The 24,878-nt window shown below is 64.5% G+C and carries 18 protein-coding genes and 3 pseudogenes; 6 read left to right on the top strand and 15 right to left on the bottom strand.

Features of this window, described 5'->3' with window-relative positions; translation table 11 throughout:
• Window positions 1–175: 175 nt before the first annotated feature.
• Window positions 176–1,897, bottom strand: coding sequence for an alpha/beta hydrolase (locus QR64_RS07415; protein WP_039584753.1), 1,722 nt, complete (start codon window positions 1,895–1,897; stop codon window positions 176–178).
• A gap of 328 nt (window positions 1,898–2,225) precedes the next feature.
• Here QR64_RS07415 and QR64_RS07420 point away from each other — a divergent pair, with 328 nt between their 5' ends.
• Window positions 2,226–3,152 (top strand): HNH endonuclease, encoded by a 927-nt coding sequence (locus QR64_RS07420; protein ID WP_039584755.1) that lies wholly within the window; start codon window positions 2,226–2,228, stop codon window positions 3,150–3,152.
• Window positions 3,153–3,248: 96 nt separating this feature from the next.
• On the opposite strand, the pseudogene QR64_RS25700 reads toward QR64_RS07420, so the two are convergent.
• Both QR64_RS25700 and QR64_RS07430 read right to left on the bottom strand, forming a co-directional pair.
• Window positions 3,249–3,718, bottom strand: a pseudogene (locus QR64_RS25700) (transposase); the annotation flags it as partial.
• Window positions 3,719–4,122: 404 nt separating this feature from the next.
• The gene (locus QR64_RS07430; RefSeq protein ID WP_039584756.1) at window positions 4,123–4,470 is read right to left on the bottom strand and encodes a hypothetical protein; all 348 of its coding nucleotides are present in this window, start codon (window positions 4,468–4,470) and stop codon (window positions 4,123–4,125) included.
• 315 nt (window positions 4,471–4,785) lie between these two features.
• Between QR64_RS07430 and QR64_RS07435 the strand changes: the two genes are divergently transcribed.
• Window positions 4,786–5,274, top strand: a complete 489-nt coding sequence (locus QR64_RS07435; RefSeq protein ID WP_039584757.1) for a DUF2510 domain-containing protein — start codon at window positions 4,786–4,788, stop codon at window positions 5,272–5,274.
• A 16-nt stretch (window positions 5,275–5,290) separates the two neighbouring features.
• Here the strand turns inward: QR64_RS07435 and QR64_RS07440 are convergent, their stop codons facing one another.
• The 11 genes and pseudogenes from QR64_RS07440 to QR64_RS27655 all read right to left on the bottom strand — a co-directional run bounded on the left by QR64_RS07440 (window position 5,291) and on the right by QR64_RS27655 (window position 17,075).
• Complete coding sequence (locus tag QR64_RS07440; protein ID WP_084222304.1) at window positions 5,291–6,061, bottom strand: replication protein; 771 nt, start codon at window positions 6,059–6,061, stop codon at window positions 5,291–5,293.
• A gap of 226 nt (window positions 6,062–6,287) precedes the next feature.
• Complete coding sequence (locus QR64_RS25705; RefSeq protein ID WP_084222305.1) at window positions 6,288–7,181, bottom strand: HNH endonuclease signature motif containing protein; 894 nt, start codon at window positions 7,179–7,181, stop codon at window positions 6,288–6,290.
• Between the two features lie 96 nt (window positions 7,182–7,277).
• Window positions 7,278–9,149, bottom strand: a complete 1,872-nt coding sequence (locus QR64_RS07450) for a DUF2075 domain-containing protein (RefSeq protein WP_039584763.1) — start codon at window positions 9,147–9,149, stop codon at window positions 7,278–7,280.
• Between the two features lie 126 nt (window positions 9,150–9,275).
• A complete protein-coding gene (locus QR64_RS07455) occupies window positions 9,276–10,313 on the bottom strand; it encodes an HNH endonuclease domain-containing protein (protein ID WP_033098699.1) in 1,038 nt (345 codons plus the stop codon).
• Between the two features lie 628 nt (window positions 10,314–10,941).
• Window positions 10,942–12,121 (bottom strand): annotated as a pseudogene (locus tag QR64_RS07460) (IS1380 family transposase); the annotation flags it as partial.
• Window positions 12,122–12,633: 512 nt separating this feature from the next.
• Window positions 12,634–13,011 carry a hypothetical protein gene (locus QR64_RS07465; protein ID WP_039584764.1) on the bottom strand — a complete coding sequence of 126 codons (378 nt, stop codon included), beginning with the start codon at window positions 13,009–13,011 and terminating at the stop codon, window positions 12,634–12,636.
• Window positions 13,008–14,222: a hypothetical protein gene (locus QR64_RS07470; RefSeq protein ID WP_235367046.1), complete on the bottom strand. Its 1,215-nt coding sequence runs from the start codon at window positions 14,220–14,222 to the stop codon at window positions 13,008–13,010. Before QR64_RS07470 ends, QR64_RS07465 begins: the two co-directional genes overlap by 4 nt.
• Before the next feature lie 26 nt (window positions 14,223–14,248).
• A complete protein-coding gene (locus QR64_RS26810) occupies window positions 14,249–14,797 on the bottom strand; it encodes a hypothetical protein (RefSeq protein WP_052227237.1) in 549 nt (182 codons plus the stop codon).
• A 1,170-nt stretch (window positions 14,798–15,967) separates the two neighbouring features.
• Window positions 15,968–16,129 carry a hypothetical protein gene (locus QR64_RS27645; RefSeq protein ID WP_235367047.1) on the bottom strand — a complete coding sequence of 54 codons (162 nt, stop codon included), beginning with the start codon at window positions 16,127–16,129 and terminating at the stop codon, window positions 15,968–15,970.
• A gap of 73 nt (window positions 16,130–16,202) precedes the next feature.
• Window positions 16,203–16,595 (bottom strand): annotated as a pseudogene (locus tag QR64_RS27650) (DNA/RNA non-specific endonuclease); the annotation flags it as partial.
• A 3-nt stretch (window positions 16,596–16,598) separates the two neighbouring features.
• Window positions 16,599–17,075, bottom strand: a complete 477-nt coding sequence (locus QR64_RS27655; RefSeq protein ID WP_235367048.1) for a hypothetical protein — start codon at window positions 17,073–17,075, stop codon at window positions 16,599–16,601.
• A gap of 590 nt (window positions 17,076–17,665) precedes the next feature.
• Here QR64_RS27655 and QR64_RS07490 point away from each other — a divergent pair.
• Window positions 17,666–18,031: a VOC family protein gene (locus QR64_RS07490; protein WP_039584773.1), complete on the top strand. Its 366-nt coding sequence runs from the start codon at window positions 17,666–17,668 to the stop codon at window positions 18,029–18,031.
• 207 nt (window positions 18,032–18,238) lie between these two features.
• Here QR64_RS07490 and QR64_RS07495 read toward each other — a convergent pair whose 3' ends face one another.
• Window positions 18,239–19,783, bottom strand: a complete 1,545-nt coding sequence (locus QR64_RS07495; RefSeq protein ID WP_039584766.1) for an HD domain-containing phosphohydrolase — start codon at window positions 19,781–19,783, stop codon at window positions 18,239–18,241.
• Window positions 19,784–19,892: 109 nt separating this feature from the next.
• Between QR64_RS07495 and QR64_RS07500 the strand changes: the two genes are divergently transcribed.
• The 3 genes from QR64_RS07500 (at window position 19,893) to QR64_RS07510 (ending at window position 24,853) form a co-directional block, all read left to right on the top strand.
• The gene (locus QR64_RS07500) at window positions 19,893–20,630 is read left to right on the top strand and encodes a hypothetical protein (protein WP_039584774.1); all 738 of its coding nucleotides are present in this window, start codon (window positions 19,893–19,895) and stop codon (window positions 20,628–20,630) included.
• A gap of 337 nt (window positions 20,631–20,967) precedes the next feature.
• Window positions 20,968–22,068, top strand: coding sequence for a hypothetical protein (locus tag QR64_RS07505; RefSeq protein WP_039584767.1), 1,101 nt, complete (start codon window positions 20,968–20,970; stop codon window positions 22,066–22,068).
• Window positions 22,055–24,853 (top strand): FtsW/RodA/SpoVE family cell cycle protein, encoded by a 2,799-nt coding sequence (locus QR64_RS07510; RefSeq protein WP_039584776.1) that lies wholly within the window; start codon window positions 22,055–22,057, stop codon window positions 24,851–24,853. Before QR64_RS07505 ends, QR64_RS07510 begins: the two co-directional genes overlap by 14 nt.
• Window positions 24,854–24,878 lie beyond the last annotated feature (25 nt).

Genomic DNA, 24,878 nt, shown 5'->3' on the forward strand with positions numbered 1-24,878 from the left:
CAACGGGGTCGATCGACACCCGCCCCTACCAAGTGCGAAGAGCCGTGTATCGAGGGTCGTGGTCATTGACGGTCGCTTTCGTCGGTACCAGGGCGCAGGAAGGCATGGCGAAGAGACGGAATGCGAAGCCGTAGGGGAGAAGCTAGCAGAGCCTCGGGCAGCGTGCCGTGTTCGACTACTCGTCTGCGGTGTTCAACTGTTCGACGGCCTCGGCGATCCGCTGCGTGTCGATGAGCGTCCACCCCTCTGGGGACATCACGGCGGCCCAGCCGTAGGGGATGAGGTCCTCGTAGTTGTGGCCGTGACCGACGGGTGGCGACGTGCCGACCATGATGTCGGCCGCGACCTGAGCGAAGGTGACGATGGGGTACCACCGCATCGACGGTGAGCGATCCGCGCCCGGAGGTTCGGCGAGCCAGTCGGGTCGCTCGAAGAGCAGTCCCGGTCCCCACCACACCACCGGATCGGACGCGTGCTGCAGATACAGGACCCGCGGGTCGTTCCACGGTCCTTGCTGGTCCTCGAGCGTCTGCAGGTCCGAGGCGAACCGCACCGCGACGCCGTCTTCGTAGACGGGCAGGACCTCGGGGCTGCCGGGATCACGATGGTCGACGATGCTGCGCCACAGTTGGTTCGAGTTCGGCGGTCCGACGAACAGCGCGCCGTCGATCTGGCTGCGCATGTCAGTGAGGTCGTCGAAGGCGGCTTCGGCGGATTGCGAGCCGAGGCTCTCGCCGTAGACGACGAGCTTGGGTCGCTGGTCCTCCGGCAGTTGCGACCAGCGTTCGTGGACACCGTTGATCAGTGTGTTGCCGGCGGCCTTGGCGGCGGAGCCGTCGACGAGGAAGGAGATCCAGCTCGGCAGGAAGGAGTACTGGATCGCGGCGATCGCCGAGTTGCCGTTGTAGATCGCTTCGATCGAGTCGGCGGCGAACGGGTTCACCCACCCGGTCCCGGTGGTGCCGGCGACGACGAGGATCTCGCGCTCCCACGCCTTCGTGCGGTCGAGTTCGTCGAGGATCAGCTGCACCTGCTCATCGGTGGTGCCGTCGGCTTCGAGTCCCGCGTACACCCGTACGGGTTCGAGAGCGGGAGCGTCGTTCAGTTCGGTCAACTGCTCGGCGTCCATCCCACCGGCGACGAACGTGCGTCCCTGACGCCCGAGACTCTCCCACGACGACGTCGATGCCGGGCTGCCCGACCGCTCGGGAATTTGCGGCTGCTCCACGCCGGGGTCGGTGCTGTTGTTGTCGTCGGCGAACACGATGCGTGCCGCCATAGAACTGCTCGCGAGCAGAACCTGATCGACGAACACCACCACCGCGAGCACGAGGATCACCGGTGCGAGAACGCCGGCCGCGACGACCGGAACACGCAGGCGAGTCGCGAGGAACTCCGCGAAGCATCGTCCGACCCACCGCAATCCGCGTGCGATGTAGAGGAGGGCAGCGAAGAGCGCGACGCTCACCAGGCCGGTGCGGAGATACGCGAAACCCGTTGTGGTCTCGATGCCCATAAGGACACGGATTTCGTTCTGCCATCCCGCTGCGGCGAGCAGACTCCCCAGAAGTGTTCCCACCGCGACCAGAGCGACCAGCACCTCGGCGATGCGCCGGACAGTGTGTCGGCGTCGCCACCACGTGAGACGCGGGGCGATCCACCGCCGCGCGGGGAAGGCGACGAGCACACCGATGCCGTAGCCGACGATTCCCGTCACGCCACTGATGAGCCCCTGGAAATACCACTCGCGGGGGATGAGGGAGGGACTCAGGCTCCACGCGAAAAAGAACAGGGCGACGACGAGACCGAGAAAGTCGAGGCCGAAGACGGAGAGGTGGCGCCGACCCGTATTGCCTTCGCGCGGAGTTGTCTCGTCTGTATCGACTTGCGTGCTCACGGGAGCGACCCTAACCCGGTCGGTGACCCACCGCGGGCCGAGCGAAGCCGGCCTCTCGTCGCCTTTGAGCTCAGGTTTGTGCGCTGCTGGGCGCGACGTATCCGGGTCCTGACGCCGCTGCCAGCGCCGTAGTGAAGGCATTCCGGCTCGGTGATGAGGGTCCGTCCGCCGGCTGGGACCCATGGAAAGTAGACGACACTTCCATGCAATCGCTGGGTGAGTCCACGAGGAAGGCGTTCTAGTTGCTAATGGTTCAATAGGGATCATTCGACTGATGCGCCGAAGTATCGCCGGCGCGTGGTCTCTGATGGGGTAATCAGGAGGATTTGTGAGTGACGGTTCGTGGAGCGGCGACGATTTCGATGCTCGTCTCCGCCGCGAGGCAATGGCATGGTTGACCATCCGCACGAATGACGGTCTCGATCCGATCAGTCGACAGGACCTCCTCGACTTCACGATCGATGGGGAGATGTTCCGGCTCATGGACCCGACGCGCGGGATCCGGAAGCCGAAGGAGCTTTCGTCAGCTCTGTCCATCAGTACGACGTATCGCGCGCCCGGTGCGAAGCGTCCGTACGAGGATCAGGTCGGCTCGGACGGACTCTTGCGCTACAAGTGGTCGACGACCGACCCGAACAACATGGACAATCGTGGTTTACGAGCGGCCATGAACGAGGGCGTGCCACTGATCTGGTTCTACGGCGTCGGTCCGAGCTTGTTCCAGCCCATCTATCCGGTGTTCATCATCGGGGAAGAACCTGACGAACACCAGTTCGTCATCGCCACCGAAGTCGCTCGCGATCTTCATCGTCCCGATTCCCGAGCGGAAGAGCAGCTTCGGCGATATGTCGTAGCAGAGACAAAGCGTCGGCTCCATCAGCCGGTTTTTCGTGCAACTGTGATGCGTGCGTACGAAACGCGATGTGCGGTCTGCGCTCTCGGTCATAGTGAGCTGTTGGATGCTGCGCATATTGTGCCTGACTCACACGAGGCAGGTATTGCGTCCGTGACTAACGGGCTCGCTCTGTGCAAGATCCACCACGCTGCGTACGACGTGAACATCCTTGGCATTACGCCGGACTTGGTCGTGGAGATCCGGAGGGCCCTTTTGGACGAGATCGACGGCCCGATGCTCGAGCATGGCTTGAAGGAGCGGCATGGACAGAAGCTGATGGTGGTTCCGCCGTCTCGTAGTGAGCAGCCTGACCGAGAACTCCTGGAAATTAGTTACGTCCGCTTTCTCAGCGCAGGCTGAGAGCTGACAGCAGCAGTCCCGCGTAGACCAGGACGATTGGACCTGGTGCACGACTCGGTGACAGTTTCGATCACGCAGCCTGTGCGGTTGGTGTAGTCATGATGTCTCGAACTCGACAGGCGTCAATCTGCCCAGTGGGAGCTGACGTTTCCAACGGTGATAAGTCCGCGCGATCCTCTTACCGCAAGCGGGTGGTGCCCCAGTGACGATCGCGACGCGCAACTGCTCGCAAGTGACCCAACGCTGCCGGTCGAGGACGTTGCGCTGGAGCAGCGCAAAGAACGATTCCATCGCGGCGTTGTCGCCGGCCGCCCCGACCCGGGCACATCGTCCTGACCAAGCCGTGACAGCCCCAGAACGCGAACGAATGCCGGCTGCGAAATTGCGATCCGCCATCGGGATGCACCACGTACCCGGCGACCGAACCGCGCCGAGCCACTGCGGATTCGAGGGCGGCCACAGCGAGTCGAGACTTCATCCGGTCACCAATCGAGTAGCCGACGATCTGGTTCGAGCAGACGTCCTTGATCACACAGGCGGAGCTTGCCCTCGTCGGTGCGGTGCTCGGCGGGGGTACTTCCCTTCGCGCAGTTCAGCGCTCTCACCGGCGGTGGTGCCGGGTGTGATGCGGTCTTCGACGTCAGCCTTTCGCATCCAGTTGGTCGAGCAGGATGCGCTGATGCCGAAGTCCGCGGCGAACTGCCGCAAGTGCTGGCCTGGTTCGCGGTGGCGGGCCACGCGCACGACGTCGTCGCGGAACTCTTTCGTGTAGGGCTCGGGCACGGGGTCGATCCTTCCAGCAGTGCCTGACGACACCGCAGTTCAGATGTCATCGATCCGTGCAGCAGTCCCGGTGCTCTGGCAACGCTGCCGAGAAATTCAAACCCGCAGTGCGCCGGCATCCATCGCAGAGAGCAGCTTCGAACTCGGGTGCGTAGCGCGGGCAGTCCGTCACGGATATCAGCGACCGTCAGGTCGACGTGCAAGCGCAGCCATCCAGGCCCGATCCGTTGTCGCGGCGGAACCAAGCCCAGGGTCCACGCCGCGAGGTGCGGCTGGCCTTCGAGCCGGCCCACGTCCACCAGCGCCGGTCGTTCCGATCGTCGCGCATGATGACCAAGGCGCCGTCGGTGACTTGGTCGGAGCGGTGCACCCGCTGACCGTCAAACGCCGCTACGGCTCGCCGCGTCAACGTCACTCCGGAGGGTATTGCACCCAGCAGGATATCGCGAATGTCGCGCGCGATCTCGAACGATGCACCGTCGGGCAGGGGATCCCACTTGGCGTGGTCTTGGATATGGGTTGGCTCGACGAACACGTGCCGTCGCTTCCAGGCGATGCGGGTGACCTTCTACGACCGTCCGCCGAGTAGCAGTATATGGGGCCCTCGACGTCGTCGGTGAGCACGCTGGTCTCCACAGAATCGATCTCTTGCCGGCCCGGCCTATACCGTGAACTCTGGGGCAGTGGCAACGCGGTGCGGTGCGCCAACTCGGTCGGTCCCTTGATGAGCTCCACTACAGCAGGCACCGGCGGTGCACTCTTACTGCGACCCGCCGCTGGGCGGAACCGGTAACAGTGCTCGCTTGCATGCCGATTAGTCCAACAAATCCCAGTCGAGAATGGACAAGTGATGAGCACGCAAGCGGGATGGTACGCGGACGGCAATAGCCCGGGCGTCGAGCGGTGGTGGGACGGAAATCAGTGGACAGAGCAGACTCGTCCCATGACGGGGCCGGGATTCGGAGCACCGGCTCCCGTCAATCCGGAGAGGAATGGGATGGGTCTGGCCTCGCTGATTCTGGGGATCGTTGGTCTCCTGTTCTGCCTGATGCCGATCACCGGGTTCATCGGCTTCATTCTCGGCATCATCGGGCTCGCTCTGGGTCTGGCGGGTATCAGCCGTTGCCGTAAGAACAAGGCGACGAACAAGAAGACCGCGATCTCGGGCACCATCCTCAGTGCCCTTGCCGTGATCTTCGGAATTGTTGGCATCGTCATATTCTTCACCGCCGTCGACCAGCTCGGGAGCGATCTCGACCAGATCGGAACCGACCTGCAGGATTACAGCGATTGCATCAGTGAGGCAGGGAATCTCGACGAAATGAACCTGTGCGAGTAGCCGCAGTTTCGGCTCTTCACGCTGCCTGAGCAGTTCGGCAGGGACACCTCACCGCCCTGCCGTGCGCGTCGTCCGGTAGCCACCCGTACTCGTCGCACGCTCCGCACTTCGCCGGTCGGATCCGTGGAACGGACAGTCCCTGCCACATCGGTAGCCACGCGTGCGCGTATCGCATCGGATCGCTGGGGCGATGCGCAGCCTTCGCGGTCGCTACCAGCGTCGGAACGCCGTGCGTCGCGATCAACGCTTCGATCGCGGCTGCGGCATCCGGCCTGAGGTACGCGAATGTTGCTGTCAGTCCGGATTCTTTACATGCCGCCGCCAACCGGGCGACCTCGGGACTGTGCGATGCGTTCGAGACCTGGGACGTGCGGTTGGTTTCCGTCCTTGGTGAATCAGTACTTAAAAGACCGCCTGGCTCTCCGATGTCCGCGTTGCCGCGGGTCGGATTTTCAGGGCCCGGCTGGACGTGCGGCTCCTCGTAGATCGTCTGAATGGTGATCCACTGGCCACGCTCGTTCTGAATCTTCTCGCGGATCAGATATCCGAGTTCGGCAAGCTCGCGGAGAGCGGAGCGGATGGCGTCGCGCCCTTCCTTCGGCGACTGGCCTGCGATCGAGTCGGACCGGGTACGCCAGTCGTCCGGTTTGGACAGCAACCAGATGAGCACACCGCGTGCGCGGAAGGAGAGGCGCTCGTCGTTGATGACGGCGTTGCTGAGGATGGTGAAGTTGCTGGCCAGGCGCGGTCCACGACGCACGCCGCCAGCCAGGGTATTCTGGCCCACGTTCGACTCCTGATCAGTCGGACATCCGGCCCGTCGGGAGTTGCCGCTCCTGGCGGGCCTTCTTCACTTGTGACGCCACGCGGATCGGTGACGATCTTGAGATTTTGGCACTCCTTCGGTTGTGCGCGCAAGCAGATCCTTCGAAGTCGCTTCAGCGCAACGGTTTATATGATCACGCGGGCCGCGACATCTCTGCGGCGATCGCCATAATCCTCTTCTGCCAGAGTTATGAAGCCGATCGGACCCAGTCGCACGCGTCTCGATGCCGAGCGAGCGCCGCAGCATCAGGGTGATGAGCGGAGCTTTTCGGTACTCGAATCCGCTTGCCCGCGAAGGCTGCATACTCGCTGCTCTCGAGCTGGGGAGCCACTGCGACTGTGAGGTCGCTGCGCACTGTCCACAGTTGCAGGTCGAACAAGGTGTGGAGGTCGGCGCGGAGGAGCAGACCATTGGTCACATGGTTGCTGTGCTCTCCGAAGTAGCGGTCGATATGGGCTGCTTCCAGGACCGCCTCGACGTCGCATCCGGTGACTGCGCAACGACGTTCATACGCTGCCAGCAGTGCGCGACGGAACTTGGGCTGACCGTATCGCACAGCAATGGCTCGTTGAGCGCGTTTACGGACGTCATCGCCCTTCTCGTACGTCGGGAGGCTCTTGGGTAACTCGACGTCGACGACGGGGAAGTGGGCGAAAGCGAGATCGGCTTCGGTGCCGAACAGTGAGCGTAGGCGACTTTCGGCAGACGGGTCGGACACCTGGTTGGCTCCGGCCTGTGCCGCGAGATTTTTGCCGAGTAGCTTCTGTAGCTGTGCCCAGGTGGGCGATGAAACTACGTCCTCACTGATTGTTTCGAACTCGAATCGGTTTGTGTAGCCGCCGGTTTGAACGTCGCTCCAGTGCGCGGGTTGCGAGCTCGGGGTGATTTCGTATAGACCGGAAGTCGCTCGTGCACGTGCAACAAACCCATTGCCCTGACCCGTGATCCAGAAGTAGATGTCGTCACCGGGCACAATCTTCTTGAAGTACGACGGGCTACGCACATCCCAGAAGCCGTCGTCTCGTGCGTAATCCCAGTGCTGTGGTGTCTTCTCGTTGATCTTTACGATCCAGCTGGTCATTGCCCATGCGCCTTCTCAGGTTCGCATCGGGTGGGGGCATGTCCTGCTGCGGAAGCCCGTCGGGCCGTGCTCGGTGTTCGGTAGTCGTCGTGAGGGTCAGTCGGAGATCAGTTGACGGAGCGCATCTCGCGTTTCGGCATCGGTCGAGTAGATGACGGTGCCGATCATTCCGCGGGTAAGCAGCACCTTGTAGACATTGCGGACCAACCTGTCGAAGCGCACGTCGGAAATTCGTGTGCGGTTCTTGAAATCGGGATCGCGGTTCGCCTCGCGAATCGTCGTGAACCGTCCGTTACGCCAGACCAGATCGGGTCCGAGGATGACTCCGTTCCAGTCGTATTCGAAACCCTGGGCCGTGTAGACGCAACCGACCTGCCCGAACCCGCCGTCCTCGGTAGCCCACAACGCAGCTGGGGGAGCGTCGCCGACCCGCCGGTCGCTCTTGCTGTTCCACGGGCGTGCCCAACTACCGATCCGAACGTCGGGCACCAGATTCCCGTCCTTGTCTGCGTCGCTCCACGGCCAGCAGTAGCCTGCCGTCATCCGCGCCGAATATCCGAGATCCCTCTGCTGGGAGAGAAGGTGCTCCATCTCTTCGGGGCTGTCCGCAATACGAACGGTGAACTGCGGATCGCCCTTCCACTCGAACGGCCCTCCGTCCGCCAGATCGAGCAGCCGCTTCACCCACAGCAGATACTCTTCGCTACCTCCGCAGCGGAACTGTTCTCCCAGATGGATGTGCTGTGTCTCGAGCCCGAGTGAGGCTGCATAATGTTCGATCTGGGCATAGGATCCCATCTCTCCGGGGCGTACCACCTGGTGCTCGTCGAGAAGGAAGACAGGGACGCGCGCGGCCGCGATGAGTTCGTCGACCTGCGGTCGGTCTGTGCGGAGTTCGGCTCGTGTGTACCGGTCGACGGAGGTCTCACGGATGCGGTGCGCCTCGTCGAGGATGAGGACGTCCAGTCCGTTGCGATCCGCCGTCATGAACTGGTTGAAGTACTTGAACATCTTCTGCACGCGCGGCGCGCGGTGCCCCGCAACCTTCCGCAGGGTTTGTGTGAACGATCGGGACCCTGTCGCATGCAGCACGGTTCGGCCGCGCCGGGCGAGCTCACCGAGTAGCGATAACGCCACGACGCTCTTGCCGCTACCGGGACCACCGGTGACGATGATGACGCGCTTTCGATCGGCGGCGCGAGACTGCTCCACCTCGTGAAGCACGAGGTCGACGGCGAGTTGTTGATTGCCGAGCAGATGAAACTGTGGCCGGTCGCGTACTTCTGCAGCGGCAACTTTGAGCAGTTGCTGCGACGGTGCGATTGCCGACTTCATCAGAGCGTCGGCGGCGGCGTAGCCGGGCGTGGGTGCGAGGCGACTCCGGAGAAATTCGATCATGTCCCCGCGCTCGCCAGCGGTGAACATGCGCCCGGTGACGCTCATCGGGTAGGAACGCAGATCGGCAACGGCTCCCGGATCGGTCGCATTGTGCAGATAGGCGATGCCTGCAAGAGCGTCCGGTTGATCGGACACCGTACGGGCGAAGTCCGCGAGGTAGTCGCAGTAACCCTTCACCTGCGCGGCAGGATGCAGCTTCGGTCCTCCAGGCATCCCGGATACCTCGACAAGTTCGGGGTTGTCCTCATATCGGCGCGCTGCCGACCATTGCTTCAGTTCGACGACCACGTACGAAGCCGCGCCGGTCTGTGGATGCGTCCCTGCGAGGACGACGTCGGCTCGCTGGGACGTCAACGGCAAGTGATATTCGAGCAGCATCTCGACGTCGTGGAGACCGGCGTCGACGAGATCGCGAGCGAGAACAGGCAGGCTCCGTGTCCAGGACCTCTGCTCGGCTTCCCCGGCACGTCGTCCCGTGCGGAACAGCATTTGCTCCAACAACTGCTCCGCGAGTGATTCAGGACGATCGAGGTCGACGATCCGGCGGGCGGTAGTACGAAGCAGCGTCACAGTCAGGTCCCCAAGGCAGCACGAATCCACTCGTGCGGGTGGGGGCATGTCCGTGGCTGCTCATCGCAGCGGAAGTCCGTCGGGCCGCAGGACAGAACTATATCGGTGAGAGCGGCCGCGGGTCGTTCAGGGCGCGTGCGGTTGGTACGTCCCGGACGATCTCCACAGCAACGAGCCGGCAGGCAAGGCCGCATACACGCCGTGAGCAGCCGACGCCGTCCGCTTGTGCAGGACCGGGATGCGGGTAAGGCTGGAAATCTCGGACAAGGATTGTCGTTCCAGGGCTCGTGTCACGTGGTCCTGCACCGGGATGCTCGCCGACTTGTCGAGGTTGCATCGTGCGTCGGTTGCCACCAGGTTGGCAACACCGTCGATGGGGATCATCGACCAAGGCACAACGTGATCGATGTGGACATCGGATTGCAGACGGCCGTCGCAGTAGAAGCAACGACCTGACTGCAGGTCACGGAGTGGGTCGACGAGAGCACGCAGTGCTGTGCGGTCGGTGCCGAAGAGAAACCCGTCGATGTCCTCGGCGTCGAGTTCGGCGCGATTGAGGTCGATGACGTCGTGCGCCCACACGGAGCGCACGAAGGTCCTGAGCAGTACGGATGTCCGTCGTAAGCCTTCGGGAACTCCTGGTCGCAGCACGATGACGGCGATTCGGTCGACGTCGCTCATGGTCATCTTCTTGTGGAAGCCCGCCGCGTCGTACATGAACTCGTCGCGGGTAGCGCTGTGAGGAACGCTCTGCAGGTGCGTAAGTGGCTGTTGCGCGATCGTCAGCCGTACGGAGCGAACGAGTCGTCGATAGACCGGATGGGCGGACTCGCGAGCTACCTCCGCGGTGCGAAGCCCGTCGAGTATCAGGACGTCTCTGGCTTCTGCGATTCGATCAGGGATCGAACGTCCGCGCCTGACCTGAGTAAGCCGTCCGTGGCGGTGGAACGACCGGACCTGATTCCAGTAATAGCCGATGACCCGATGAGTGATCTCGTCGATCGGAACAGTGAGACTCCCGTCGGGAGCAGCGGTGTTCTCGACGCAGATGTCGACGAGCGCCATGACGGTCGCGAGCTTGTACGTCGAATTGCGGCGGCCGGCCTCGAGCAGTTGCACGACACGGCCGGCGACGTCGAGGGGGTCAAGTGCCGCAAAGCTCATCCCGGCACAATATCCGCCGCTCGAGCCTGAGGCTTTCGCGCTACGAATTCTGAACCGAAGGTCGTGCGGTGAGAGCGTTCGGTCGATGCGGTTCTTCTGTCAATCCGAATCGTTCATCGAAGATGTCCTGCGACGTGAGAGCGATCTATTGCTCGGCTCAAGCATGGGCGAGCAGCATCGTGGCGTTGGCCACTGTATGGGGGCGGATCCGAATGGAGACAGGGACGACGAGCGACCGGCAATGATCGAACTCGAACCCGAATTTGATATGTGGACGATAGGGGATTGCAATGGGCTTCCTCGCGCGCCGAACCCGGGTTTGCTCACGCTACACGCGGGGCAAGCCTCGGGTCAGCGCGCGAGAGTTGTGGGGGCGCACGCGGCCTGGAGACAGGATCCCGGGCCTTCTGGGCTACGACCCCTTCCACTACGTCGTGTACACCCGACCGTCGTTGCCGCAAATGACTGCGTCGAGATTCTTAGCCTGAATCCACTGACGTGATGCCGAAGCCCATTCCGGCCGGGCGAGTGGATGTATGGGCAGTTGCGGACATGCGGTGACCGCTGGTTTGCCGAGCTTTTCCACGGTGCGGTTCCGGTCGTGCCGTCTCGGCGGGTCGGTCGGTGTTCAGGCGATAGCTGGCGGGCTGTGGCCGATGGTATTGGTCCACAATCGAAGCCATGCGTCCGACCAGGGCCAGTGCGTGGGTAGCCGCGAGATCGGTTCTCGTTGCGGTCGACACAATCGGGCCGGGATATCGACGATCTTGCGCCGTAGCGTCGCCCCACGGGCGCGAACATGCCCACCACCTGCAAGAAGGCCGGTGGCGCGCAGCAGGTTGTGGGCGATCGCCGCGCAGAGCACCCACGCGGAGTTCGCCCCGAAGCGCCCCGATGGCATGTGCGCCAGGGGTCCGTCGATGAGGTCGGCGAAGACGGTTTCGATGATCGCGTGCCGGCGATGGGTGACATCGGCGTCGGTGGCCGAGGTAGTGGTGTTGGTGAAGAACGGATGATGCCGCCACACCGGGAACAACGCGTCGGGGTAGCGGGCGTCCTTGACGCGGCGCACGATCAACCGGGCGGTAACCGGAGTCGTGGTGGAAGCAAAAGCGGTGTAGGTGGTTTCGGCGACCTCGGCATCTTCAGATCCACGCTCCGGTGTCCGGGTCGCGGACCGCTCCGGGGTACTTCACCGGGGTCCACGCCTCGTCGGCGATGGAGTCGATCGCGCACCGGACCGCGGTGTTCTTGTCCAGGACCAGCGAGAAGCACACTTTCGCGCGCAGGCACGCCGAGATGACCGAACGGGTGCCGTAGGCGGAATCACCGCAGGCCGTGATGGCACCGGCCGCGCCCGCTGCCCGGGCGGTGACGATGGCCTGGGTGACCATCCGACCTGCACCTTTACCGGATCCGGCTTTCCCGGCGCGTAGTCGCATGCCGGTGATGATCGGTGTGGAGTCGGCTGTGCTGATGGTGGTGGCCAGCGGGGACAGGCCTTTGCGCAGGATCTGTTTGCCGGCGATTTTCGTGTGTCCGTAGCTCGCGCCTTGTTTGGCGCGGTCGTAGACCGGGCGCAGCAGCGAGTCGATGTCGAGGAACGCCTGCTTGGCCAAACCGGGCAGGATCTCGACTCGGGCGGTGAGTGCGATCAGGTGTTCGCGGAGCACGGATTCGAGCTGACGGGCATGACCGAAGCTGAACTCGCGTAGCAGTGTTCCCACAGTCGAGGGTGCATAGACACCTGCGAACAGGTGTGTCATGCCGCCCGAGCGCAGCAGGTCGATATCGTCGATGCTGTCGGCNTCGCAGTCGGTCTTTCGGTGGAATCAGGGTAAGGGCAGGAATGAGATCGGTGTTGCCGAGGCGCGTCACACACGTGCGACAAAGTACCTCCCGCAGGTGGTGTCGGCTGCGTCAGAAGCTCGCGTCTTTGCTGTCATCGGCGTGCATGCAGCTCGGGAGGTTTCACAATTGTTCCACCTGGGTCTCGACGGAGAGCGCCGATACGCCGAGTTCGTTCACGACGGCCGTCCCCGAGCGTTCGTCTATCTCGACCATCCGTCGAGTGGCGGCAAGAAAAAGCGATTCGCGACGGCCGTGACACCAGAGCAGCTCGATCGCCTACGCACTGAGTTGGCGGCCACCACGATCTGACGCTGCGCGAGATCCTGGCCGTCGATGCCGACGCGACAACGACTTGGGTGGTTCCAGCCCCGCCATCCGGGGGTGGAACCACCCAAATCAGGAGGAGCTGCACCAGCTCGCGATCCACGTCCGCAGGGATAGCTCTACAACGAATGCACGTGATGGTCGATCATGGCTGCCAGGGAATTCTGTACGGCCCTGGCTCGTCCTCGACCGGAGTTGCGACAGGTGGCTGATGATCCCAACGCCAGCGGTAGTGCTTCGATGTCTTCAGTTCGGTCACCTCCGGTGGGAGAGTGCGAAGGATCCGTTCGATGTCGCGCCATTCGGCTGTGCCTGCGTCGACGCGGGACGCGAAGGCTCGAAGCGAGTCGGAGGCGGTATCGGTTCCTGCGAGCCGGCTCATCAGTGCTTCGTCGACGTCTATCCGCGTATCCCAGTCACCGTTGGACACATGGTCGGCACGGATGCGATGGGTGTCGATGGTGTATCCGGCGTCCTGGATCCTTCGGACGGCTGCTTCCAGATGGAAGGGGACATCTCTCATACGGCATCCGCCCAGGGATCGTCGCCGACGACATAGCCGGACTTGGGGGCATTGTATGTATCGTCTGCATCGGCCACGCTGGTGATGTCCATGGCCAGTTCGGCCTTGGTCTTGGTGTCGTTGTAAGCGTCGGTTATCGGTGCAAGCTTCTCTTCGAACTTCTCGTTGAGATAGCCGGACGGAGATGCCATCGCTGCAAGGAATCCTTCGAGCGCCTCGACTATCTCCCGCACGCTATTGACGAGATCATCGATCTGCGAAGCCGCTTGTTTGATGATCTCGACAATGGCGTTCACCTGGATGTACGTGCCGATCCAGGGAATCTTCTTGACGGCGAACTTCAATGCCTGGGTGGTGTTCTCGAGTGAGACTTCCTCCTCCAACATCGTGGCGAGTCGCTGAACCCCGCTTATCGCCGCCTGCCTGACCTTGTCGGAGGTGAAGAAGCACATCTCTTTCGCTACTCGGCCTACCGGGCCTTCCCACTCCATAGCTGCTGCTTGGCGTTCAGCATGCTCCGTGAAGCTCTGAGCGGCCGCACCGTCCCAATGCGGATCGAGTTGTTCATAGCCGGTACGGACGTTGGAACCACACGTTTCCATGCCTTCGGCTGCGATGCGATATGCGTCGCCGATACGCTTCAGTTCGTTCCAGTTTCCCGTCAAAGGCTCCACGAACTGCAAGAGCGGACTCCATCCCGTTGCAGCGTGAATGGCGTCGTCTACATCTCCGAGCCAACCTGCTGCGTCCGCGATGACCTGCCGAATATCCTCGGCTCCTACTTCGGGCAGCGAAAGGTCTACTTCCTCACCCTTCCGGTAGGTTACCGGGTCGATGAACGGAGCTGCGGGGCCGGGTGCCCGCGTGTACGAGTCGTAGTGAGTGTCGATCAGCTCTTCGAACAGTATGTTCGCATTGAGAGAGTCGTAGGTTCTGGCGTCCTGGTCGGCGTACATCCATGCAGCTCGATTCAGTTCCACACCTGTCGTTCTCGTCACCGCTGTCAACTCTTCGTACCGTGCCGACATGAAATCGGCGGTAGCGGCCAAAGGGTCGCTCAGCAGTGCGAGCACCCCAGCCCCTAGCCCCTGCTGAACACTGCATTCCGCACGTATGTAGTCGGTGGAGGCCGATGCATCGTCTGCAATCTGTTCGAACAGCACAGCCGCCCCGGCTACTTCTTCGGGAATGACATCAAAGTCTTCGCGCATGTGGCGCTGCTCCTCGCTGGCTCGGGTTACGTGGGGCGGAGGGTCGCAATGATTTCGTCTGCAACATCAGCGTCGTACGTGCCATCTATGCCTTGATGCACCTCGACCATCAGCACCATGGTTTCCGCAGTCGCGTATCCCGGTGTCGCAACAATGTCGAATCGAGCCGATTCGGGGTCGCACTCGCTGATCTGTGGGATGTCCGTGATATGGGCGGAGAGTCGGACGGATGGCCGGCCGGCCACCTCGAACCACACAGGTTCGGCGTACTCGACCGTCGGCAGTGTGCCCGCGTCGTCATCGAAGATCCACTCGACAGCTCGAATCTCCTTCGACGCGACCGCGAGAAGGTCGAGGTCCCGTGAACCTGCGGCACCCGACATCGCCAGTTGAGCGCTGTCGTTCTCCGAGCAGTAACCTTCGCCGAAATGCCCGATTGCCCCGAAGCTCGCCCGGTCGTCCTTGTTCGACCACCCAGCGATAGAGCGGTAGTCATTGGTCCAGTCCGCAGGAATGTCGTATGTGAGACCGTATCTGGTGCTGATCGGTTGCGGACCGCCCGGCGCGGCGGTCATTTGAGGCGGCGGACGCAGCATGGAGGGGAACCCCTCCGGCAATGGCGGGGGAGAGGTTCGTGGGCCTGCTTGTGTCGATGGCGCGGATGTGGTCGGTACCAAGGTCGGTGCTGATGGAACTTCGGGACCCAGAAGCGAGGACACTCGAGGAAGGAGCAACAGCGCCGTGATTCCGCCAACTATCGGCAGTACCTTGCGCAGTAGAACTGACTTCACGTGCCCCCCTTCGAGTTGATCTCGACCCCCTCGAGATCAGCGCGGAGACTGTAACAGGTGCCGCTGCTCGTGTCTCGAGTGCACCGCAGAGTCACCCGGTCGACTTTGGGATCCACAAAGCGTTGTGATGTCGATGACTCCAAGAGTTGATTACGTCGGTCGGAGCGTTGCGATGATGTCATCGGCGACATCGGCGTCGTACGAGCCTTCGTTGACCTGCACCATCAACACCATGGTCTGCGCCGTCGCATAGCCCGGGGTGGCAACGATGTCGAACCGGGCGGCGTCAGGTTCGCAACCGCTGACCTGCGGAATATCATTGATGAGGGCGGAAAGTCGGATGGCGGGGCGGTCAGCGATCTCGAACCATACGGGTGCGGCGTACTCGACCGTCGGCCGCGTGCCGGCGCTGTCGTCGAAGATCCACTCGACGTCTCGGATCCTCTCGGTAGCTACGGTTTCGAGGTCGATATCTCGCGACCCCGCCGCGCCGGACATCGCCAGCCAGCCTCCGTCTTTCTCGGGACAGGACCCGTAACCGAACGAACCAACACTGCCGTAGACGGCGTGGCCTTCCTCACCGGACCACCCGGCGCTGGCGCCGTGGTCGTTCTTCCAGTCCGCCGGAATCTCATAGGTGAGGCCGTATCTGGTGTCGATCGGTTGCGGTTGCCCTGGCTCGACGTCGATCTTCGGTGGGGGAAACAACATGGAGGGAAAACCCTCCGGGAGGGGAGGTCGCGTGGTCTGCGGTGTGGAAGGGCCCGGTGCCGCGGCGGTGGTCGGCACCAAGGTGGGTACGGACGGGACTTCGGGACCGAGAAACGAGGACACCCGAGGAAGTAGCAGCAGCGCCGTTATCCCGCCGACTATCGGCAGCACCCTGCGCAGCAGAATAGACTTCACGNCGCGAGAGTTATAGGGACGAAACCGTTCTCACGCCTACACGAGACGTCACCAGTGGATGGCTGCCACCGAATCCAGCGGTTCGGTGATCGCCTCCGTCGCGACCTGCAGATCCGCATCTCGCAACGCCTGCGGGAACCGCAGCCGGGCGCGTTGTTCGATCTCGGCCAGCGGAACCTGGAAGAGCCGGAACTCGTCGAGGTCGAGCACCTCGATCTGATCCGAGGTTCTGTCTCAGTAGGAAACCTTGCTCCTCGAGCTCGCCGTTCTCCATGAACACGAGCACCTTCCAGAACTCGCGGGGGATCTTCACCCCCCTGAAATCGCGGTCGTCGTCCGCGAACACGGGGCCCCCGAACGCCGACACCTTCAGGTCGTCGACCTCCACATCTGCGAAGACCGCGTCCTCGAGCTTGCCCCAGACGCCGTCGCGGGCGCTCTGGTTGAAGTCGTCCATCTGCGGGGTGATGTTGGTGTAGATGAACGAGTCTCTGTTCGCCTTCGTTGCTTCGCTCGTGCTGCCCCACAGCAGGTCGGCGCGTCGTGCGAGGTGCCCGCGATCGAGTCGGTTCGCTCGGTACAGTTCGTTGCCGACCTGGACGTCCGCCGCCAGACGTGGATCCTTGACGAAGTCGATGTTCTTTCGGCTGAGCTTCTTCCTCGAACCGCCGTCGATGTTTCACGCCACCCATGCGGCGAACCGACGCGACTTGCGCATCGCCAGCGAGAAGTGCGTGTAGTGCAGCACCTCGGAGCCGTCGTTCGCCTTCGCGATGTCGGGCTTCACTTCGGGAAGCGGGACGGGCGTCGACAGGAAGTTCGGGTCGAAGCCGACGTTCGCGACCGCCTCTTCCGAGGCCGGCGGGGTGAGGGTCACACCCAGCTTCTCGAAGACGGATTGCGGCAGGCACGCCAGCGCGTGCTCGTCGGAGCTGCCGTTCGCTTCGCCGGCGAAATGCAGCCCGGCCAGGACGGTGATCGTCGCCGCGCCGGTTCCGGACCGGAACATCCACGCGGCTCCGGAGTCGCCGCCGCTGCTGATCTCACCGTCGGCTGCCGGGTGCTTCGGAGCGGGTCCGATCTCGAACGCACCGATGGACTTTGTGCCGAGCCCGCAGATCTCCGGATCGAACTGCCGATCCTTGACCGTCGCCACGGCACAGTCCCCGGCCGGCCCCAGGTGCGACCGCACGAGTCGTCCTATCCGGTTGTCGTCGCGTCTTCCGGGGCGGCGTCGCTGCTTCCGGGACGCGATGGAATGCGGGTTCGTACGACCGCTCGATCACATCGGTCAGAACCTTCACACCGTTCACGGTGATGCTCTCGGGAAGCGGGGAGGTGCCCAATGCTTCGAGAGCTTCGGGCTCCGATACCTTCTCATTCACTGTGAACTGCACGGCGAGCTCGCCGGTGGGTTTGCCGTCCACATGCTTGTATCCGACGCCGACGGACGAGACGTTCGGATCATCGAGGTAGTCGGCGCACCCTTGGTGCGGAGGAACTTTCGCACAGCGACGGTGAGTTCTTCCCTCTCGGGGCGGGGTGTGCGATTCGTCGGCCAGAGAGAGTGCAGCGGCCTCGGCTTCGTCCAACAGCCGCCACTGTCCGGGTTGCGTACTCATTCTCGGGACTCCGAAGCGCGAGTAGTGGTGCACTCGAATTCGAGATGACCCATCACCCGATTTGTGTGGAATGAACCCCGCTGAGCGGGTCGAATCCACCGAGGATCGTCGAAGGAGTGACCGCATGCGTCCGACCGGCATCACCACGAACATCAACGTCCCGGACATCGGGGAGGCGCGGAGCTTCTACGCGGACTATCTGGGGCTGAGCGTCGAAGAGATGAACCTCGGATGGGTCGCGCGGTTCACCACTCCCGACGGTCGTGCCACCGTCCAGTTGGTCAGTGGCGACGAGACGGCTCCCGTTGACTCGGCGATCTCCGTCCACGTCGGCGACGAGGTGGAAGCGGCCTACGAGGAAGCGCAGCGTCGAGGGTTCGAAATCGTGTATCCGCTGACTTCGGAGCCGTGGGGAGTGCGGCGGTTCTTCGTCCGTGCACCGGACGGCACGGTCGTCAACGTCGTCAGTCACTCCGACGACACGCGGTAGGGGGACGAGGACGCCGTTCCGATCCGGTGTTCTCGACGGCGTATATGACGGTCGAGAACACCAGATCTTCCGGCTCGTCGCGCCGTCGCGTGCGGAGGCGAGGAAGTACCCAGTCCTGAAGCACGTCGGCATACATCTGGTGCATCGCCTGAGGCGGACACTGATGTGTGGGTTCGACCTCGGATAGCGAGGCTGAGTCCACACGGATCAGCTCAGACCGAGGTCGATCGCGGCGAGTCCTGCTTGGGTGCGGTTGTGGACGTCGAGCTTCGCGTACACGTGCTCGACGTGATTGCGCGTCGTCTTGTGCGCGATACCCAGCTCGTCGGCGATCTGCCGGTTCGAATAACCCAGAGCGACGAGTCTGAGGATCTCCACCTCGCGACCCGTCAATCCCGCAGGCCAGGGCGCGCGTCGCTTCGTCGGGTGCCCGGCCGCGAGCAGCACGGCCTCGACCGCGTCCGTGTCGAGTCGTCCGGCCTGCGCGTCGCGGCACATCCTGGCCGCCGCGGCCTCGGCCGTCAGTGCCTTGCGGTGCGGCCGAGGTTCTCGTAGCCGCTGATAGGTCTCCGCCGCGGCGAGGATCCGCGCCGTCACGCTCAGGTCGGCGGCCCGGAGTCCGCCGGGATATCCGGAGCCGTCGAGTCGCTCGCGGTGCGTCACAGCGACGGCGACGACGGCCTCCAACCCTCCGACACGGCTGAGGATCCGCCCGGTCAGATACGGATACAAGCGGACCCGCTCCCATTCCGCGGTGGTGAGCGGACCGACCTTCTCCCAGATCTGATTGGGCACACCCATCCGTCCCAGTCCGTGCACGAGACCCGCGCGGTAGAGGAGTTCGACCTCCGCGACCGGAAGCCCACGATGCCGACCCGCGGCCGCCGCCAGATCCGCCACACGTCGCGAATGCCCCAGCAGATAAGGACATTTGAGGTCGACGAAATCCGCCATCGCGCGCAGCATCTCGTCCAATTCGGGTCTGCTCAGGATGTAGTCACGATCGGACGCCTGGGCCAGCGCCGCCGACCATGCGTCCTGTTCGAGCACACCCGCCGTGATGGCGTCGACGTCGTCGACGAACACCTGCACCACACGAGGGCCGAACTGGGTTCCGCTTCGCGCACGAGCGACAGCGACCGCCTGCGCGGGCCCGCCGAGACGTACATACACCTCGGCGACGTCGGCCAGTTGCACGATCTGCATCTCGACCGGAATCTCGTCGCCGCGAACGCCCGAAGGTAGCCCCGCACCGTCCCAGCGCTCGAAGGTGAAGGTCAGCATCGCGCTCACCCGAGGATCCAGCCCGACGCGATCGGAGAGAACACTCGCGGACCCACAGTGGGACCGGATGAGTTCGGACACCTGCCGGCGCGCGGTGAACAGGAAGGCCGTGGCGTGGAAGAAGCGCTCAGCGTACGGCAGTCCCCGCCCGCTGTGGCCCATCAGCATGCGGAAGAAGGGGAGTCCCGTCATGTCCAATGCATAGGTGTCGGCGCGGAACGCGATGTCGTCGCCGAACATCCGTGCCAGTTCGTGGGAGTCCGCGTGACATCCGATCCAGGCCACCAGGTTCGCGTAGAAGACGACGTCCCTCTGGTCGGCGCTCAGCTCCATCCGGTCGGCGATGCGCGTGGCGATCACCGCCGAGCGCACCATGTGCTCCATCGGCTGACCGAGACCCAGATCGATCGCGAGGGACAGCGCGGCGACCAGCTCCGCCCGTCGCGGACCGTCACCCGTGGACGTCATGGACTCAGTGTCCTCGCACGATGCCCGGTCCGAAAGATGAGGCAGCGGCCTCATGACGTGCGGAGGCGGCGGGCACAGGATCGAAGTACCCGCAATCGAGGAGGACGACATGACCATCACCCCGCAGGCAGCCGCCCAGCAGTCCTGCGAACTGCCCCGGGTTTCCGGAGAGCGTTTCGCCGGCTACGCCGTGATCGGCGCGCCGTTCGCGAGCGGCCACTATCTCGCGCTGCGCAGATTCCCGACCAACAGCATCGGCGCCGGCTTCACGTCCGTGTGGCACCGCGACCCGGACGGCGCATGGACGGTGTACAGCGACGTCCCGGCCGAACTGAGCTGCCCGCGCTATCTCGGTCGCGCGCTGAGCCGCACCGAGCAGACCGACGTGTGCGCCGAGTGGACCGACCCCACGGACCTGCACGTGACCGTCGGTACCGAATTGGAGTGGGATCTCCGGATGACCACCTCGCCGGCGACCACCGTCATGAACGCGGCGGGCAGTCTGATGCCCGATGCCCTCTGGCACAGCCCGACGGTGCTGGCCGCGATGGGTCGCGCCGCCGGGCCGGTGCTCGGCGCCGGCCGGATGCGGCTCGGTGGGCACCTGCCGAACGGGCAGTGGTTCCGGGCCAACCCGCGGCAACTGTGGGTCGCGCACACCGAGCGTGCCGTCGTCGGTGGAGTGGATCTCGGACCGGAAGGTCCACTGACTCACCAGGACCGCTTCGGCGACTTCCGGCTCCCGCAGCGCGGCCTGTTCGCGACGGTGCAGGTCTGGCTCGAACCGTTCGACGCCCGGCGCCACCACTCGGCACGTCCCGACACGGTGTATGCGGACGGCGAGTGATCGGTGGGTGTTCCCGGCGGTAACAGCCTCTGGGGCAGAAGTGCCGCAAGGTTTCGTTCGAAAGTCGAGGCAACTCTTGCGCAAATGACACACAATGGATTTCGGTAACGAGTCGTCAAGTGGGAAAGGCAATTCAAGGTCAATTCACCCGCCCGCTCCGGTCTGGCTGACACTTGCGGGAGGCCTGGCGTTTTCGGGATGCGCGATGATCGAAGCAGTCTTGGGAATCCATGCGAGAGACTACGAGCCCGTCGAGGTTCGATCCGTCCCGCCCACACGGACGGACGACGACGCAGGGGGCGGCGTAGAACTCGGAAGACTGCTTGCCGTAGCGACTTTGACGCCTGCGCAGGCCGCGCTGCTCGTTACCGATACGGTCGATCAACTCGAACTCGCGCACACCCGGGGCCACCATCCGATCCGCCTCCGAGGCGACGCCGTGATGGTGTCCGAGGATGGTCAGCTCACCATCGACTGCGTCAAGAACGCGGGCTCCTGGGACGAGGTGCGCGACGCGACGGCCGGACTTCTTCGCCGAATCGTGACGAACTGCCGCAACGAAGCGCTCGAGGAGAGGGTGGACGCGGCGATCGCCGAGTCGTCGGATCTCGTCGGCCTGGCGAGACGCGTTCGTTATGCTGCCGCAACCGAATTCGACGAAACCGAGGTAGGAAGGAAACGATCGCAGATCGCCGCGCTCGTCGCGGTGGTGAAGGGACATGCTCGTCCGGTGGACGGTACGGCGGAACGGACGGATGTGCCGCGCCCGACGACGGAGAGGACCTTCGTCCCGAATCGGAGTCGCCCCCCGGCCGCGAAGGTGTGGCACCGCAAGAAGCGACGGTTACCGCGACGTCGCACGGTCATGGCGCTGCTCGCGATCATCGCGCTCGTCGGGCTGGCGTGGGTGGCGCCCGCGGCGTGGTCGGAACTGAATCGGGGCTGGCACACCCTTCTCGACCCGGTGGAGTCGTCGATGGACGACCGGATCGATCCGGTCTCACCACCGCCACCGGTGCCTGAAGCGGCACCGGAGGCGGGCGTGCCCGGTCCCGTCGACACCGGCCTTCCCGGAAGCGCCGGACCGATCACGCAGGTCGCCGCGAGCTTCGCGAACGGTCCCTGCGAGCCGGGACGCTCGTGCACCGTCCGCGTCGACGTCGGGCTCGACCCCGCGGCGAATATCGGTGCGGTCACATGGAATCTGACCGTCTACGACCGATGCACAGGCGTGACACTACCGGGCGGGGAGGTCACCGTGCCGGTGCCGCCGGGAGGCCCGGAGACCTACGGCATCGGCAGCGTCGACCTGCCGCCCGGATCGGCGCTCGCCGTCGCCGCGGTCACCACCGTCCCCGCAGCGGCCGCGTCCGAGCCGATGTACGTTCCCACCGAGAATGCCGCCTGTGTGCCCGGGGGCTCTCGTGACGGCGGATAGGCACCCATCCGACCCCTGGCTCGTCACGGCGGCCGTCGCACTGGTCGCTCTCGGCATGCTCAACATGATCTCGACGGGCATGTCGTCGCTCGCAGTGCGTCACGCCGTGCTCGCCGCCGTGGGGCTCGGTGCGATGTGGATGACCTCGCGCATGCGGATCGCCGCTCTGAGCCGTTTCGGGTGGGCGCTGTTCGCCGCCTCGGTGGTCCTGCTCGCGGCGGTGCCGCTGGTGGGTATCGCGACCAAGGGCGCTCAACGCTGGCTCGATCTCGGCGTGTTCACCCTGCAGCCCTCCGAGATCGCCAAGCTCGCGCTGGTCATGGTTCCCGCCGCAATACTGGCCGGTGGGTACACGCTCGGCAGGTTCGTCGGTGTCCTGATCGTGTCGGCGGTGCCGATCGCCCTGGTAGCGCTGCAACCCGACCTTTCGACCGCCGTGGTGCTCGTGGCGACCGTGCTGCTCATGCTGATCCTGGCGAGAGTCCCATTGCGGTCGCTGTTCCCGCTGTTCGCGCTCGGGCTCGCGTCGCTGCCGATGGCCGTGTTGTTCCTGCGTCCGTACCAGCTCGAGCGGATCCACGTCTTCCTGTCGAACGACGCCGACCCGCAGGGATCGGGTTGGGCGGCGTGGCAAGCGGACATCGCGATCGGCAGTGCGGGGTGGTGGGGTCTCGGGCGCGAACCGGACTACGATCTGCGGGCGCAATATCTCCCCGAATCGGAACACGACCTGGCCTTCGCGAGTCTCGTGTACGGGTGGGGCCTGGTGGCCGGCATCGCCGTCGTGGCGGCCGTCGTGATCATCGTGTGGCGTTCCGTGGTCGCCGCCCGCGTCGCACGCACTCGGGAGGCGGCACTCGTCGCAGCGGGTATCGGCGGTGTGTTCGGGCTGCACACCGTGGTGTCGGTGGCCCAGAGCCTGTCGCTGTTGCCGCACACCGGCATGCCGATCCCGATTTTCAGCTACGGAGGCACCGCCTCGATCATCGGGTTCGTCTCGATCGGCTTGGTGCTCGCAGTGCGCCGCGACGGGGTGACCCGGCCGCTGTGGGTGACCGAGCCCAAGAAGCGGCGTCTGCCGCGAGGAGTGTCGGTGGGTGCGCTGACGCTGACGGCCTCGCTCGCCGCGATGTCGGTGTTCGCGTGGCAGATGCAGACCGAGCACGGCACCGAGTTCCGCGCGACGAGCGATACCCAAATGCTCCGCTGCATCCGCCTGCCCGCCGAGCGCGGCCAGATCCTCGACCGGACCGGCGTTCCCGTCGCGACCAACGTCGCCGAGTACACCGTCGCCGTGGTCGCCCGGATGTTCGCCGAAGGTGCCCCGTCGGCGCGCTACGAACTCGCCGCGCTGCTCGGCATGCCACTGGAGAAGCTCGACGAGGAACTGCGGAGCAGTACGGGCGGGGAGATCCAGGTCGTGCTCGGACGCGTCGGGCCCGAACAGGCCCGGGCGATCGTGGACGCTCGGCTGCCCTGGGTGCTCGTCTACCCGACGGGCCGCAGACAGTACCCGCACGGGGAGATGCTGGCGTCGCTCCTCGGGTACGTCGGGATCGCGGACGAGCAGGACATGGAACTCTGGCCGACCCTCGCGCTCGGATCTCGGGTCGGCAAGGCCGGGCTCGAGCGGCAGTACGACGCGTTGCTGCGCGGCGTCGACGGCAAGCAGTGCGTGTACGTCGATCCGTCAGGACGTCCGGTGGGCACAGGGGAGCGGGTGGATCCGATCCGCGGCCACGACCTGCGGTTGCATCTCGATGTCGGCATGCAGCGGGCCGCGACCGACGCGCTCGCCCAGACGGTGCGCACCAGCGGAGGCGACCTCGGCGCCGCGGTCGTGATGGACGCCCGCACCGGCGCGGTGCTGGCGCTGGCCAGCGTTCCCGGCTACGACAACAACGTCTACGGACCCCCGGCCGACCTCGCCGCGATCGCGGCGCAGACCGCGGCATCGGGTCCGGGCCGCATGCTCAACCATGCGGTGCAGACGGCAGCGCCACCGGGGTCGACGTTCAAGATCGTCACAGCGTCGACGAACGCGGCGTTCGACGTGCTGTCCCCGGATGCCTTCCTGGCGGGCGGCGCGGCCTACACCTACGGCGGTCACACCTTCGCCAATTGGCAGCCGATGGGCCCGAACAACCTGCTCGGGGCGATCCAGTGGTCCGACAACGTCTACTTCTACCAACTGGCCGACCTTCTCGGTCCCTACCGCATCGCGCAGATCGCTTCCGAGCTCGGCGCGGGTGCCCCCTCGGGGATCGATCTGCCGGCCGAGTCCGCAGGCTTCCTCGGTACCCCGGACAACGTCGAGAGCATCGGAGGTGCCTGGTATCCGGGTTCGACCCTGCTCATGGGTATCGGCCAGGGCACCGTCACGGCCACGCCGATCCAGGTCGCGCGGTGGACGGCGGGTATCGCGTCGGGTCAGATGGTGACCCCGAAGCTCGCTGCCGCCTACGGACCCGGCGACGCGGTCCCGATTCCCACCGAGCAACCTCGGCCGTTGTCGTTCGCCGACAAACTCGAACCGGTGCGCGCCGGCATGCGGGCGTCGGCCTCGGCCGGCACTGCTGGTCAGCTCGCGAGCCTGCCGGTCACGGCCGCCGCCAAGACCGGCACGGCAGAGGATCCCTCGGCACCGGGCAAGGGGCTCAACGCCTGGTTCTCCGCGGTCGTGCCCGCCGAGTCGCCGGAGGTCGTGGTGACAGCGCTGGTGCGCGGTGGCGGTTTCGGATCGGCCACCTCGGGACCGGTCGTCAAAGGGGCTCTTCGCAGTTAGCAGTGGTACTGGTGCCGGCTGGGTG

It is taken from the genome of Rhodococcus sp. Chr-9 (genome assembly GCF_000801125.1).
In the GTDB taxonomy this organism is placed as follows: Bacteria; Actinomycetota; Actinomycetes; order Mycobacteriales; family Mycobacteriaceae; genus Rhodococcus; species Rhodococcus pyridinivorans.